Source organism: Rhizobium sp. BK619, from assembly GCF_014195245.1.
GTDB classification, from domain to species: domain Bacteria; phylum Pseudomonadota; class Alphaproteobacteria; order Rhizobiales; family Rhizobiaceae; genus Rhizobium; species Rhizobium acidisoli.
In genome coordinates, this window is sequence record NZ_JACIBH010000011.1 from 97,346 (window position 1) to 108,761 (window position 11,416).

13 protein-coding genes are annotated in these 11,416 nt (G+C 62.1%); all 13 read left to right on the forward strand.

All coding sequences use genetic code 11. The features are described 5' to 3' along the window. Positions 1-99 precede the first annotated feature (99 nt). The 13 genes from FHX14_RS21280 (at position 100) to FHX14_RS21340 (ending at position 11,413) form a co-directional block, all read left to right on the forward strand. Positions 100-2,004 (forward strand): phosphatase PAP2 family protein, encoded by a 1,905-nt coding sequence (locus tag FHX14_RS21280; protein WP_003590553.1) that lies wholly within the window; start codon positions 100-102, stop codon positions 2,002-2,004. A 189-nt stretch (positions 2,005-2,193) separates the two neighbouring features. After that, complete coding sequence (urtA, locus tag FHX14_RS21285; protein WP_003590555.1) at positions 2,194-3,486, forward strand: urea ABC transporter substrate-binding protein; 1,293 nt, start codon at positions 2,194-2,196, stop codon at positions 3,484-3,486. Between the two features lie 114 nt (positions 3,487-3,600). Beyond that, the gene (urtB, locus tag FHX14_RS21290) at positions 3,601-5,253 is read left to right on the forward strand and encodes an urea ABC transporter permease subunit UrtB (RefSeq protein WP_003590557.1); all 1,653 of its coding nucleotides are present in this window, start codon (positions 3,601-3,603) and stop codon (positions 5,251-5,253) included. Further along, complete coding sequence (gene urtC / locus FHX14_RS21295; RefSeq protein ID WP_003590559.1) at positions 5,250-6,413, forward strand: urea ABC transporter permease subunit UrtC; 1,164 nt, start codon at positions 5,250-5,252, stop codon at positions 6,411-6,413. Before urtB ends, urtC begins: the two co-directional genes overlap by 4 nt. A gap of 5 nt (positions 6,414-6,418) precedes the next feature. Next, positions 6,419-7,174 carry an urea ABC transporter ATP-binding protein UrtD gene (gene urtD / locus FHX14_RS21300; protein ID WP_003590561.1) on the forward strand — a complete coding sequence of 252 codons (756 nt, stop codon included), beginning with the start codon at positions 6,419-6,421 and terminating at the stop codon, positions 7,172-7,174. Between the two features lie 76 nt (positions 7,175-7,250). After that, positions 7,251-7,769, forward strand: a complete 519-nt coding sequence (locus FHX14_RS21305; RefSeq protein WP_003590563.1) for a hypothetical protein — start codon at positions 7,251-7,253, stop codon at positions 7,767-7,769. A gap of 18 nt (positions 7,770-7,787) precedes the next feature. Further along, positions 7,788-8,483, forward strand: coding sequence for an urea ABC transporter ATP-binding subunit UrtE (gene urtE / locus FHX14_RS21310; protein WP_184378550.1), 696 nt, complete (start codon positions 7,788-7,790; stop codon positions 8,481-8,483). A 148-nt stretch (positions 8,484-8,631) separates the two neighbouring features. Continuing rightward, positions 8,632-9,453 carry an urease accessory protein UreD gene (locus FHX14_RS21315; RefSeq protein ID WP_003590567.1) on the forward strand — a complete coding sequence of 274 codons (822 nt, stop codon included), beginning with the start codon at positions 8,632-8,634 and terminating at the stop codon, positions 9,451-9,453. A 20-nt stretch (positions 9,454-9,473) separates the two neighbouring features. Continuing rightward, positions 9,474-9,776 (forward strand): urease subunit gamma, encoded by a 303-nt coding sequence (locus FHX14_RS21320; protein WP_003561955.1) that lies wholly within the window; start codon positions 9,474-9,476, stop codon positions 9,774-9,776. A 10-nt stretch (positions 9,777-9,786) separates the two neighbouring features. Continuing rightward, entirely contained in the window at positions 9,787-10,038 is a 252-nt protein-coding gene (locus FHX14_RS21325; protein WP_003590569.1) for a DUF1272 domain-containing protein, read from the forward strand. 9 nt (positions 10,039-10,047) lie between these two features. Continuing rightward, the gene (locus FHX14_RS21330) at positions 10,048-10,353 is read left to right on the forward strand and encodes an urease subunit beta (RefSeq protein WP_003542314.1); all 306 of its coding nucleotides are present in this window, start codon (positions 10,048-10,050) and stop codon (positions 10,351-10,353) included. Positions 10,354-10,365: 12 nt separating this feature from the next. After that, a complete protein-coding gene (locus tag FHX14_RS21335; protein ID WP_003590571.1) occupies positions 10,366-10,773 on the forward strand; it encodes a lysozyme inhibitor LprI family protein in 408 nt (135 codons plus the stop codon). A 1-nt stretch (position 10,774) separates the two neighbouring features. Further along, positions 10,775-11,413 (forward strand): hypothetical protein, encoded by a 639-nt coding sequence (locus FHX14_RS21340; protein ID WP_003590572.1) that lies wholly within the window; start codon positions 10,775-10,777, stop codon positions 11,411-11,413. Positions 11,414-11,416: the final 3 nt, after the last annotated feature.

The following is an 11,416-nucleotide window of genomic DNA, read 5'->3' on the forward strand; positions in this document are numbered from 1 at the left end:
CACTGGCAGATTCACGGAACCGCCATATTTTTGAAGCCGGTCTGTCACACTAGGCCTCTAACTCTCCCGCCGTTCCTTCAACCATTTCAGGTATCACCTATGTCTGTTTCAAGCTTTTTCCGCCTGAACACCGCCCTCGTCTGCCTCGTTTCGATCGTGCCGTCGCTTGCCGTCGCCGAGCAGGCCACGGCGGCGAAAGCGCCTTATGCCGAGACCGGAAATACCAACAAGCGCGGTGACGCCTGCTTCTCGACGGTGGACACCAATGCCGCCGTTCACCTGCTCTCCGGTTTCCTCGAAGTCTGGACGCCGCGCACGCCTTTCGTCGATGCGGGTGTCGAAGCCCCGGCCAAGGACAATTGCCCGGCGGTCGCCAAGACGGATTGGGATGGCATTCCCGCCAGCAAGACCGACGGCCATATCGTCAACCAGGCCGTCCATGATGCGAACATCGCCTACGCGGTCAAGGTGACCAAGGCGCGGACGGCCGATCAGGCCGTGGCCGCCTATCTCGACGACCGGCGCGGCAAGAATGCCAGCATCGTCGACGGCCTTGGCCCGCTGACGGCTGCCTGGAAAGCCGGCTCCAAGCAGACCACCACGATCACCGAGGTGGCCGCCGATGCGACGACGGTCAAATATGACGACAAGGGCAACAATCGCGGCGCCGGCAGCAAGCCCGACACCGAAAACAAGACCGATGCCAATCCGGACATGGGCCTTGCAATCGACTTCATCAACGCCGCCAGCGGTGACGGCTCGACGGAGCCCGCCAAGCGCTATTTCAAGTATGGCCGGCCCTACCGCTGGAGCCAGGATGTTTCGGTCGTCCCGACGCTCGAGCCTGCCAAGAGCGGCAAGCCGGTCGAGGACGGCGGCTTCCCGAGCGGACATACCGCGGAAGCCTGGCGGGATGCGCTTGCCATGGCCTATCTCGTGCCGCAGCGCTTCCAGGAAATGATCACGCGGGCCAGCGAACTGGGTGAGGATCGCATCCTTGCCGGCATGCATTCTCCTCTCGACGTGATGGGCGGCCGCATGCTCGGCACCGCGACGGTCGTCTACAATCTGAACAAGGCCGACAATGCCGGGCTGAAGAGCGATGCTTATGCCCAGGCGCAGTCCTGGCTCATCGCCAAATCCGGCGTTGCCGATGCGGGCGCGCTCGAAGTCGCTGCGCATGCGGCGCCGATTGCCGCGGACCGTTTTGCCGATCATGACGCCAATCGCGACTATGTGCTGCAGCGCCTGAGCTACGGCCTGCCGACGATCCATCCTACCGATCAGCCGGCCCGCGTGCCGCAGGGCGCCGAAGCGCTTCTCGAAACGCGTCTGCCCTATCTCGACGGCGGGCAGCGCCGTGAGGTGCTGAAGACGACCGAGATCGCCTCCGGCTATCCGCTCATCGACGACGCGGAAGGTTATGGCCGCCTCAACCTGTTTGCCGCCGCCGACGGTTACGGCGCTTTCGACCAGGACGTGACCGTGACGATGGATGCGGCAAAAGGCGGCTTCGATGCGATCGACAGCTGGCGCAACGACATCGGCGGCAAGGGCAAGCTGGTGAAGCGCGGCAGCGGCATCCTCGGACTATCCGGCGCCAACAGCTATGCCGGCGGCACGGTGCTCGAAGAGGGCGCGCTGGTGGCCGGATCGTCCTTGGCTTTCGGCACCGGCGGACTGACGGTCGATGGCGGTTCGCTCGTTGTGGCGGCCGACAAGCCGTTGGCCGTAAGCGGGGACTATCAGCAGTCTGCCAATGCGACGGCGAAGCTGGCGCTCGGTGCAAACGGCGCTGGCACGCTGGCGGTCGAGGGCAAAGCAGCGCTGGCCGGCGATCTCGACGTGACGCTGGCCGATGGTTTTGTCCCGGCGGCCGGAACGAAGATCGAGATCCTGAAGGCAGGCACCCTTTCCGGCACCTTCGGCAAGCTCACCATCTCCGGCCACAAGGCCAGCCTCTCTTACGGCCCGACCTCCGTCATCCTGACGATCGAAGGATAAATTTCATTTCGAACCAAGCGGGCATTCCCAATTGCGGGGATGCCCTTGGCTTTCCGGCCTGTTCGTTTGCCCCCTGCACCTACGTCATTTTGCGTATGTGTTTTTGCGATGCAGCACCCGATAGTCCCCTCGGCAACAGTTAAATTCCGTTTCCGGCCTGTTGCGGAACAAGAAGAGGGGCTCAACCAAATGAATCTCAGATCCACGATCACCGGCGCTGCGCTCGGCGCCGTCATGGCGGCATCTGCCGCCTTCCAGGGCGCGCTTGCCGCCGACGACACGATCAAGGTCGGCGTATTGCATTCGCTTTCCGGCACCATGGCGATTTCCGAAACCACGCTGAAAGACGCGATGTTGATGCTCATCGACGAGCAGAACAAGAAGGGCGGCCTTCTCGGCAAGAAGCTCGAGGCCGTCGTCGTCGATCCGGCTTCCGACTGGCCGCTGTTTGCCGAAAAGGCCCGCGAGCTGATCCAGAAGGACAAGGTTGCCGCCGTCTTCGGTTGCTGGACGTCCTCGTCGCGCAAGTCCGTTCTGCCGGTATTCGAAGAGCTGAATTCGCTGCTCTTCTACCCCGTGCAGTATGAAGGCGAAGAATCCTCGCGCAACATCTTCTACACCGGTGCTGCTCCGAACCAGCAGGCCATTCCGGCCGTCGACTACCTGATGGAAAAAGAAGGCGTCAAGCGCTTCGTTCTTGAAGGGACCGACTACGTCTATCCGCGCACGACCAACAAGATTCTCGAGGCGTACCTGATTTCGAAGGGTATTCCGAAAGAAGACATCATGACCAACTACACGCCGTTCGGCTTCTCCGACTGGCAGACCGAAGTTTCCAAGATCAAGGAATTCGGCTCGGCCGGCAAGAAGACCGCCGTCGTCTCGACGATCAACGGCGACGCCAACGTTCCGTTCTACAAGGAACTGGGCAACAAGGGCATCAAGGCAACCGACATTCCCGTCGTCGCCTTCTCGGTCGGCGAAGAAGAACTTGCCGGCCTCGACACCAAGCCGCTTGTCGGCCATCTCGCTGCCTGGAACTATTTCGAGTCTGTGGAAAGCCCGGCCAACAAGAAGTTCATCAAGGACTGGCACGCTTATACCAAGAACGACAAGCGCGTGACGAACGACCCGATGGAAGCTGCCTATATCGGCTTCAACGCATGGGTTAAGGCTGTCCAGGCTGCCGGCACGACCGATACCGACAAGGTTCTCGACTCCATCATCGGCGTCAGCGTTCCGAACCTCTCCGGCGGTTATGCGACCGTCATGCCGAACCACCACATCACCAAGCCGGTGCTGATCGGTGAAATCCAGGCGGACGGCCAGTTCGAAATCGTCCAGCAGACGCCCGCCGTCGTCGGCGACGAATGGTCGGATTATCTGCCCGACTCCAAGGACCTGATCTCCGATTGGCGCAAGCCGATGTCCTGCGGCAACTTCAACGTTGCCACCGGCAAGTGCGGCGGCAAGGGCTCCTGAGTACGACTCCGATCAGATGATTGCCTGAAGACTTCCGTCCGGTTCAACATCGGGCGGAAGCTCCGTCCCAGCGATTGCGCCGTCAGGCCAACACTATCAAGGGCGAGAAAGCCGATGTATCGCGCCATAAAGATTTTCCTCATCACGGTCTGCCTGACATTCTCGGGCCCGACACTTTCCGGCCTCGCATTTCCGGGCCTGGCAGCATCGAGCGAAGTTCGGGCCGAGGACGATATCCACGTGCTCATCGATGCGCTCGGCATTGGCGACTTCCCGGAGCGCGAAGCGGCCATCAACGCGCTGGTCGCCTCCAAGGACCCGCATGTCAGCCAGATCCTGCAGCAGTTGAGCGACGGCCTGCTCTACGTCAATTCCGACGGCGGCCCGGTGCTCCTCCAGGGCGGCACCGATGACGAACCGACCTATTCCGATCCAATCACCGGCGAAGCCGCCGCCGATGTCGACCCCGACATGATGACCAAGGTCAAGATCAACAACGCGCTTCGCGGCGTGATCAGCGCCGCCACCAGCCAGCTGACGCTGATGAGCCCGGACCGCTCGGCGCGGCTCGCCGCGGCACAGGGTCTGCTGAAAGACGCCGATCCCGCCAATCTCGACCTGCTGAACGCGGCGCTTGCGCCCGAAAAGGACGCCGAGATCAAGAATACGATGGAAGCGGCGCGCGCCGTGCTGCTGCTGAAGACCGATGCGAGCGTCGAAGACAAGAAGGCTGCGATCGATACGATCGCGGCTCGCGGCAATCGCGATGCGCTGACCATTCTCACGACCACGCTCGAAACCGCGCCCGACGATCTGAAGCCGGCGATCCAGGCCGATATCAGCACCATCAATCGCAGCCTGGCGCTTTGGGATGTCGCCCAGAACGTCTGGTACGGCTTGTCGCTCGGCTCGGTGCTGCTGCTTGCCGCGATCGGCCTTGCCATCACCTTCGGCGTCATGGGCGTCATCAACATGGCGCATGGCGAAATGGTGATGATCGGCGCCTACACCACCTATGTAGTGCAGGAATACATCACCTCGGCCTTCCCGGGCGTGGCGGATTATTCGCTTGCCTTTGCCGTGCCTGCCGCTTTCGTCTTTACCGGCTTCGTCGGCCTGGTTATCGAGCGCGCCGTCATTCGCTATCTCTACGGCCGGCCGCTGGAAACGCTGCTCGCCACCTGGGGCGTGTCGCTGATCCTGCAGCAGGCGGTGCGCAGCATCTTCGGCCCGACCAACCGCGAGGTCCGCAATCCAAGCTGGATGTCCGGCGTCTTCGATCTCGGCGGGCTCTCGATCACCTGGAACCGACTGTGGATCATCGTCTTTTCGATGGTCGTCTTTGTGACGCTGCTCCTGCTGCTCAAGCGGTCAGCCTTCGGCCTGCAGATGCGCGCCGTCACGCAGAACCGCCGCATGGCGTCGTCGATGGGCATCCGCACCGGCTGGGTCGATGCCTTCACCTTCGCGCTCGGTTCGGGCATTGCCGGTATTGCCGGCGTGGCGCTCAGCCAGATCGACAACGTCTCCCCGAATCTCGGCCAATCCTACATCATCGACAGCTTCATGGTCGTCGTCTTCGGCGGTGTCGGCAATCTCTGGGGAACGCTGGTCGGCGCGCTCTCGCTCGGCGTCGTCAACAAGTTCCTCGAGCCCTTCGCCGGCGCCGTGCTCGGCAAGATCCTGGTGCTCGTCCTCATCATTCTCTTCATCCAGAAGCGTCCGCGCGGGCTCTTCGCACTCAAAGGAAGGGCGGTGGAAGCATGATAACGGCCTTCCTTCTCCGGTCACTCGATCGCAAGATCGTCATTGCCATCGCGCTGCTGCTTCTGGTCGCCGTTCTCGTACCGGTTCTAAACCTGATGACCGGGCCGACCAATCCGCTGCACGTGCCGACCTACATCATGTCGCTGTTCGGCAAGTATCTGACCTATGCGCTGCTGGCGCTGGCGCTCGATCTCGTCTGGGGCTTCTGCGGCATTCTCTCGCTCGGCCACGGTGCTTTCTTTGCGCTCGGCGGTTATGCGATGGGCATGTATCTGATGCGCCAGATCGGCACCCGCGGCAGCTACGGCGACCCAATCCTGCCCGATTTCATGGTGTTCCTGAACTGGAAGGATCTGCCGTGGTTCTGGTACGGCTTCAACCACTTCTGGTTTGCGGCGCTGATGGTGCTCGTCGTGCCCGGTCTGCTCGCCTTTGTCTTTGGCTGGTTCGCCTTCCGCTCACGCGTCAACGGCGTCTATCTCTCTATCATCACCCAGGCGATGACCTACGCGCTGCTGCTGGCCTTCTTCCGCAACGACATGGGCTTCGGCGGCAATAACGGCCTCACCGATTTCAAGGATATTATCGGCTTCAACGTCCAGGCTGACGGCACGCGTGCAGCCCTCTTTGCGGCAACCGCGGTCATGCTGGCGCTGTCGCTGCTGCTTGCCTCGGCAATCGTGCGCTCGAAGTTCGGCAAGGTGCTGGTCGGCGTGCGCGATGCCGAAAGCCGCACGCGCTTCCTCGGCTACCGCGTCGAGCACTTCAAGCTCTTCACCTTCGTCGTCTCGGCGATGATGGCGGGCATTGCGGGCGCGCTCTATGTGCCGCAGGTCGGCATCATCAATCCCGGCGAATTCGCTCCTGCAAACTCGATCGAAGTGGTCATCTGGACCGCGGTCGGCGGACGGGCGACGCTGATCGGGCCGATCATCGGTGCGATCCTGGTCAACGGCGGCAAGACGATCTTCACCGGCCTCTTCCCGGAGTTTTGGCTGTTTGCGCTCGGCGGTCTCTTCGTCGCCGTCACGCTGTTTCTGCCGAAAGGTGTCGTCGGCACGATCGCCCAATATCTCGGCAGGCGGAAAGCCGTCTCCAAGGCTGCCCCACCGGTGGCGCAGGAAGACGTCATCGAACCGAAAATTCAGGCCGCGGAGTGAGCACAGTGATTCCCGACGTCAAACCCACCAGCGTGCTTTATCTCAACGGCGTCTCGGTTTCCTTCGATGGTTTCAAGGCGCTGAATTCGCTGTCGATCGTCATCGAGCCGGGCGAACTTCGGGCCATCATCGGCCCGAACGGGGCCGGCAAGACGACGATGATGGATATCATCACCGGCAAGACGCGGCCCGATGAAGGCGAAGTGTTCTTCAACGGCACTGTTGATCTCACCAAGAAGGACGAGGCCGATATTGCCGAGCTCGGCATCGGCCGCAAATTCCAGAAGCCGACGGTCTTCGAAAGCCACACGGTGTGGGACAATCTGGAACTGGCGCTGAACCGCCGCCGCGGCGTGTTCTCGACGTTGTTCTATCGGCTTTCGGGCGAGGACAAGGCACGCATCGAAGAAATCCTCGAAACGGTGCGGCTGACGCATCGGCGCGACGAATTCGCCGCCAACCTCTCGCATGGGCAGAAGCAATGGCTGGAGATCGGCATGCTGCTGGCGCAGGAGCCGAAGCTGCTGCTGGTCGATGAACCGGTGGCCGGCATGACGGATGCCGAAACGGCTGAGACCGCGATCCTGCTCAAGGATATCGCAAGGACCCGGTCAGTAGTCGTCGTCGAACACGACATGGGCTTCATCCGCGACCTCGGCGTCAAGGTGACGTGTCTTGCGGAAGGCTCGGTGCTGGCCGAGGGATCGATCGATTTCGTCAGCTCGGATCCGAAGGTGATCGAGAACTATCTGGGCCGGTGATTCATGCAACTTAGAGGCTTGAACCTGACAAAAGAAAACGCTCTAAAACGGGCGGGTTTTCTTGTGGGGTTTCATCATGGCTTTTCTCGGTATTCTGGTCGCGGCGATCAGCGGCGCGGTCATCTGGTATTGGCGTTTTAAGATGGTGCGTGAGGCGGGAAGCGAGATCATCGATTCCGTCGAGCGGATGCGGGGCGCCTATAAGCGCGGAAAGTTGCGCAAGCAGGCCGAAGCAGCGCCGCTGGCCTCGATCGCCGATCCGGCGATTGCGGCAGTGGCTTTCTTCTTCTGCCTCGCCAAGGAAAAGCCGATGTATCTCGACGCTGCAAAGGATGTCGTCCGCAGCCGCATGAAGGGCATCATCCGGCCGGGCGATATGGAAGAGGTACTGGTTTTCGCCGATTGGGCGTCCAAGAACGTCACGAGTCCCGAAGACCCGATCCGCCGGTTCCGGGACCTCTGGATGAAGGCGCTCGACATGCAGGAGCGTCAGCAATTGATCGGCATTGCCGAGGACGTGGCCGTCACCGGCGGCGAGAAAACGAAGGAACAGGAGTACGCCCTGCAGATGCTGAGGCGTACGCTGATGAACTGATGGGGAATGGGTGAACGGATGCTGACAGTCGAAAACGCGAATCTGCATTATGGCGCGGCGCAGGCGCTGCGCGGCATCTCCGTCAAGGCGGAGATGGGCAAGATCACCTGCGTGCTGGGGCGCAACGGCGTCGGTAAGAGTTCGCTTCTGCGAGCCGTGACCGGCCAGCATCCGCTGTCGGCCGGCACCGTCACCTTCAACGATACCAGGCTGAACGGCCTGCCGCCCTTTGCCCGCGCCAAGCAGGGCATCGGCTATGTGCCGCAGGGGCGGGAAATTTTCCCGCTGCTGACGGTCAAGGAAAATCTCGAAACCGGCTTTGCCCCACTCGGCCGTCTCGACCGGAATATCCCCGACGACATCTTCAGTCTCTTCCCGGTGCTGAAGTCGATGCTGTCGCGCCGCGGCGGCGATCTTTCCGGCGGCCAGCAGCAGCAGCTTGCCATCGGTCGCGCCATGGTGACGCGGCCTCGGATTCTCGTGCTCGACGAGCCGACCGAGGGCATTCAGCCGTCGATCATCAAGGATATCGGCCGGGCGATCCGTTACTTACGCGATTCCACCGGCATGGCGATCCTGCTCGTCGAACAATATCTCGACTTCTGCCGGGAGCTTGCCGATTACGTCTACATCATGGATCGCGGCGAGATCGTCCATCAAGGCCTTGCCGAAACACTGGATACGCCGGAGGCCCGCCGCCATCTGACCGTCTGATCGGCAAATGCTGCATTTTTCGGCAGGTGGCGCAGCGCCTTTCAAATCTGCCGGGTCTGTTGCGGGTATCCTTGGACGGCATGGGAATTGCTTGCTTTCCGTCAACCGCGCAATCGAACGAACCGGTGGCGCGACCGAAAGGGACGTTATGATGATTGCGGCGGCAGGCACGCGACCGCAGAGAGCGGAAGGACGCGGGCATCTGGCGGCAAACCTGCTCGACGGCCGTACGCGTCTGCGCGAGCTCTACCAGGAGGGCGCGGCGAAGATCCGCCTGCCCGATACGTTCGATGCCTCGATGGAAGCCGTCATCATCAACACCGCGGGTGGACTGACCGGCGGCGATCGGATGGATTGGAGCGTTGAGGCCGGAGCGGGCACGCGCATCGACGTCACCACCCAGGCCTGCGAGAAGATCTATAAGGCATCGGCCGGCACGGCCGAGGTGACGACCAGCATCAAGGTGGGAGCCCAGGCCCGCGTCGACTGGCTGCCGCAGGAAACGATCCTGTTCGATCGTTCCGCACTTTTTCGCCGCCTGGATGTCGATCTCGACGAGAGCGCCGAATTTCTGGCCGTCGAGGCCATACTGCTCGGCCGCAAGGCCATGGGCGAGACGGTGATGACCGGGCTTTTCCGCGACCGCTGGCGCATCCGCCGCTCGGGTCGGCTGATCCATGCCGAAGAGCTGAGGCTGTCCGAAGGGGTGGCGGCGTTGGCAGCGCGTCAGGCGGTGCTCGGCGGGCAGGTGGCTTTTGCGACGCTGCTCTATGCCGGGCCGCTTGCGGAAGCCTATCTCGGAAAGGTGCGGCCGCTCGTCGAAGGCGCGATGGGGGGGGCGAGCGCCTGGGACGGCAAGCTCGTCGTCCGCCTTGCGGCAGCCGACGGCTTTTCGCTGAGAAAAATCCTGATCCGGGTCATTTCCGCCTTGCGCAATGGTGCGCCCGTGCCGAAAGTCTGGAATCTATGAGCTCAATAAGCAGGTAGAAGATGAACCTCACTCCGAGAGAAAAAGACAAGCTGCTGATATCCATGGCGGCGATGGTGGCCCGGCGACGGCTGGAGCGCGGCGTCAAGCTGAACTACCCGGAAGCGATCGCGCTGATCAGCGATTTCGTCGTCGAAGGCGCCCGAGATGGCCGCCCGGTCGCCGAGCTGATGGAGGCCGGCGCCCATGTGATCGGCCGCGATCAGGTGATGGAGGGGATTGCCGAGATGATCCATGACGTGCAGGTCGAGGCGACGTTTCCGGATGGAACCAAACTCGTCACCGTGCACGAACCGATCCGGTAGGGAGACCGATATGCTCGAGCTCAGGCCCAACTGTGAATGCTGCGACAAGGATCTGCCGCCGGAGAGCACCGAGGCACGGATCTGCACCTATGAATGCACCTTCTGTGCCGACTGCGTCGACGAAGTGCTGAAGGGCGTCTGCCCGAATTGCGGCGGCAATCTTGTCGCCAGGCCCATCCGGCCGGCGGCGATGCTCGCCAAAAATCCGGCATCGACGAAACGTGTGCTGAAGGCCGAGGGCTGCGCGCCCAAGGCGGCTTAAGGAGATAAGATGATTCCGGGCGAGATCATTGCCGCAAGCGGCGACATCGAACTGAATGCCGGCGCGCCGACCGTGACGCTGGAGGTTTCCAACACCGGTGATCGGCCGGTGCAGGTCGGCAGCCACTATCATTTCGCCGAGACCAATGCCGGGCTCTCCTTCGACCGCGCGGCGGCGCATGGCAAGCGGCTTGATATTCCGGCAGGAACGGCGGTGCGCTTCGAGCCGGGACAGACGCGTTCGGTGACGCTGATCCCGCTTTCCGGCAAACGTGAGGTCTACGGCTTCCGTCAGCTGGTGATGGGCAAGCTTTAACGGGAGGGACGCATGCGTTTGAACATCTGCCTCATCGGGGCGGCGATGCTGCTTTCGGCGGGTAGCGCTTCCGCTCAGGATGTCGATTGCCAGAACCCCAAGACACAATCGGACATGACCTCTTGCGAGGCGGCGCGCCACGACACCGCCGACAAGGCTCTGAATGTGCAATACAAGAAGACCCGCGCCGCTCTGGCGGCGGTCGACAAGGATCTCGACGGCGACATGAAGGGCGCGGAGCAGGCGCTGGTCAAGGCGCAGCGCGCCTGGATCGATTATCGCGACGCCGAGTGCGATGCCTTCGGCTTTCAGGCCCGCGGCGGCACAATGGAGCCGATGCTGGTCGCCGGCTGTCTCGCCAACATCACCGACAAACGCACGAAAGAGCTGAAAGAGCTCGAAGACACGATGAGCAACTAAGGTGATCAGGAAAATCGCAATCGTCGGCAATGGCGAGGTCGCGGAGGTGGAAGCTGGCGTGATCGATGCCGCTGATTTCGTCATCCGCTTCAACGATTGCCGTTCCTATGGGGCCGGCGGCGGCAGGACGGATGCCGTTGCGGTCTGCAATACCGGCCGGCCGGCAAAGGCGATGCTTGGTTCGCCGCAATGGCGTGCCCATCCCGGCGTCGTTTCCGCCCGCGAAATCTGGAGCGTGCGCGACCCGGAAAAATTTGCCGCGATGCGGGCGCCGCTTGCCGTGTCGCATCCTGATCTCGACGATTTCTGCCACGATTATACCGATGAATTCACTGCCTTCTGCGCGGCGACCGGCAAGAGACATATCGTCATCGGCAAGTCGGTCCATGATGCCGTCGATGCCGCGCTATCGGCCTTTGCGCCAGCACCCTATGTCGTGCCGAGCAGCGGCTTGATCGTCATTGCCGAGGTGCTGAACACATATGCCGGGGCCGAGGTAATGCTGGCCGGCTTCGGCCACGTCGGCTGGGAATGGCACCCGTTTGCGGCCGAACGGCAGCTCGTCGATCATTATATTGCCGCCGGCCGCCTCACGCGGCTTGGCGGAAACACACTAGTCTCTTCCTCCCACGGAGCCTGACGG

What these genes read in the sequence shown, in the direction of transcription:
- FHX14_RS21280 (WP_003590553.1), top strand. Translation starts at nt 100, where the DNA reads ATGTCTGTTTCAAGCTTTTTCCGCCTGAACACCGCCCTCGTCTGCCTC.
- urtA (WP_003590555.1), top strand. Translation starts at nt 2,194, where the DNA reads ATGAATCTCAGATCCACGATCACCGGCGCTGCGCTCGGCGCCGTCATG.
- urtB (WP_003590557.1), top strand. Translation starts at nt 3,601, where the DNA reads ATGTATCGCGCCATAAAGATTTTCCTCATCACGGTCTGCCTGACATTC.
- urtC (WP_003590559.1), top strand. Translation starts at nt 5,250, where the DNA reads ATGATAACGGCCTTCCTTCTCCGGTCACTCGATCGCAAGATCGTCATT.
- FHX14_RS21305 (WP_003590563.1), top strand. Translation starts at nt 7,251, where the DNA reads ATGGCTTTTCTCGGTATTCTGGTCGCGGCGATCAGCGGCGCGGTCATC.
- urtE (WP_184378550.1), top strand. Translation starts at nt 7,788, where the DNA reads ATGCTGACAGTCGAAAACGCGAATCTGCATTATGGCGCGGCGCAGGCG.
- FHX14_RS21315 (WP_003590567.1), top strand. Translation starts at nt 8,632, where the DNA reads ATGATGATTGCGGCGGCAGGCACGCGACCGCAGAGAGCGGAAGGACGC.
- FHX14_RS21320 (WP_003561955.1), top strand. Translation starts at nt 9,474, where the DNA reads ATGAACCTCACTCCGAGAGAAAAAGACAAGCTGCTGATATCCATGGCG.
- FHX14_RS21325 (WP_003590569.1), top strand. Translation starts at nt 9,787, where the DNA reads ATGCTCGAGCTCAGGCCCAACTGTGAATGCTGCGACAAGGATCTGCCG.
- FHX14_RS21330 (WP_003542314.1), top strand. Translation starts at nt 10,048, where the DNA reads ATGATTCCGGGCGAGATCATTGCCGCAAGCGGCGACATCGAACTGAAT.
- FHX14_RS21335 (WP_003590571.1), top strand. Translation starts at nt 10,366, where the DNA reads ATGCGTTTGAACATCTGCCTCATCGGGGCGGCGATGCTGCTTTCGGCG.